The sequence below is a fragment of the Mesobacillus sp. genome (genome assembly GCF_049588175.1).
Lineage (GTDB): Bacteria > Bacillota > Bacilli > Bacillales > Cytobacillaceae > Mesobacillus.
In genome coordinates this window covers 1-1,653 of record NZ_JBAVFI010000113.1, presented here as the reverse complement: position 1 = coordinate 1,653, position 1,653 = coordinate 1, and the positions used below count along the sequence as shown (strand labels likewise).

The following is a 1,653-nucleotide window of genomic DNA, read 5'->3' as shown; positions in this document are numbered from 1 at the left end:
GGTCGGACAAACCGCCTTCACCGGTATTCATCCACGTCCCTCCAGCAAGACCGAGCCCCTTTGAGAGCGCCTGGATGGCTCTTTCGCCAAGTGCACCATAACTCATTGCCGACTGGCCGACCAGCCCCTTTACCCTGAAAGGATGGGGGCATGTTTTTTCCCCAAGCACGACAGTGTCTTCATCATGCAAGTAGTAGGGATCCACTATTTTTTCCTCACTATGCTCCTTTCTCGTAAAAAGAGATTCACCATCACTCTTATACACTCTCGTTTTTATTTTTTCCGCATTGTCGACCTTCATTTCATCTGTCAGTTTTGGAAAAAGGGTGTTCCTGATGTAAAAGCCTTCCTCATTAAAATCGCGAAGAGAACCGAACCCTATCAATCTTTCCTTGTATTTCCCTGCCTTGACGACGTCCTGGTATTCCTTCCTTGAGAACGGCTTCCCTTCATTGTCGGCATTAAACAGATACTGCCTCATTTCCGGTCCAATATGCTCGGTAAAATAGCGGACCTTCCCAATCACAGGGAAATTCCTTAGAATGGAATGCTGCTTCTGCCTGTCGTCTTTAATATATAGATAGATAAAAAGCAGGATTGGTACGATGATGATCAACGCGATGAAAACAAACAATCCTATTACGAGATAATCAGTCAAGCCCATTGAAATCCTCCTTTCTTATGGCAACTCCATACTGATCGAAGAATACATTCGGGGTGCAAAAGTATTGAAGTGACGAAAACAGCTGGAACATAATCAAAATGCTTTTAGAAAAAATTTAACCAAGAACAGCTTTCTACAATGAAGCAAGCGCTTTGGTTATCAGTATATCTCCTTCACCAACCTCAAACGTTTTGTTAAAGGTACTCTCGGAATCTAGCGCTGCAACCAGCACCTCGGCCAGGTCCTCCTTTGGGATTTCAAGAGTATTAGATTCGAGCGTGACTGCGGCAGAGATTTTCCCCTCTCCAGGTTTATCATTCAATGCACCGGGCTGCACAACAGTATATGTCATGGCCGACTGCCTTAGAAACTCATCCGGCATTTCCTTTGCACCAATCTCCCGGCTTTCATCACCAACTGACTCGTTTGCGCTAATTGGACTCATCATCACAAAGCGCTTTACACCCTGTCTTTCCGCTTCCTTCACCGTTTCAATGACTGATTCATGGTCCACCATCACCGTTTTGCCAGTCTGTGCTTTCGGACTAATACCAGTAAGAAAAATTGCTGCATCGCAGCATCGGAACAGGCTCTGCAGGCTACTCTCTTCGTATACTACAACCTCATCAGCCCCACGCTTTTGCAAAAGCTCAATCTGGTTTTCATTGCCCACAACCGCACAAGACATATGTCGGTGTTCACTAAGCTTGCTAATGACAAACTCCCCAACAGCACTATGCGCACCAAAAACAATAACCCTCATAAATAACCCTCCCCTTCACCGCATCACCGCGCTGGGGGTCAGACCCCCGCCGCTTCAACGCGTTACTCTACTGGGGGTCTGACCCCCAGCGCTTTAAAGTGTTAAATTTTGAAAAAAGAGAAACAGATTTGATCCGTTTCTCTTTTTGTTTCTTATTGCACACTTGTTTTGGCTGGTCTGGACTGGGACTAGATCTTCCGGCTCCAGTGGCGGTGCTGGACGATAG

General features: G+C 46.2%; 2 protein-coding genes. Both read right to left on the bottom strand.

Features of this window, described 5'->3' with window-relative positions; translation table 11 throughout:
- A partial coding sequence (locus tag WB217_RS02730; RefSeq protein WP_423990418.1) for a glutamate synthase-related protein occupies positions 1-664 on the bottom strand: 664 nt, incomplete at its 3' end.
- 133 nt (positions 665-797) lie between these two features.
- Positions 798-1,427 carry an NAD(P)H-binding protein gene (locus WB217_RS02725; RefSeq protein ID WP_423990416.1) on the bottom strand — a complete coding sequence of 210 codons (630 nt, stop codon included), beginning with the start codon at positions 1,425-1,427 and terminating at the stop codon, positions 798-800.
- Between the last annotated feature and the right edge of the window lie 226 nt (positions 1,428-1,653).

Coding starts and splice junctions, on each gene's coding strand:
- WB217_RS02725 (WP_423990416.1), bottom strand. CDS start 1,427: ATGAGGGTTATTGTTTTTGGTGCGCATAGTGCTGTTGGGGAGTTTGTC.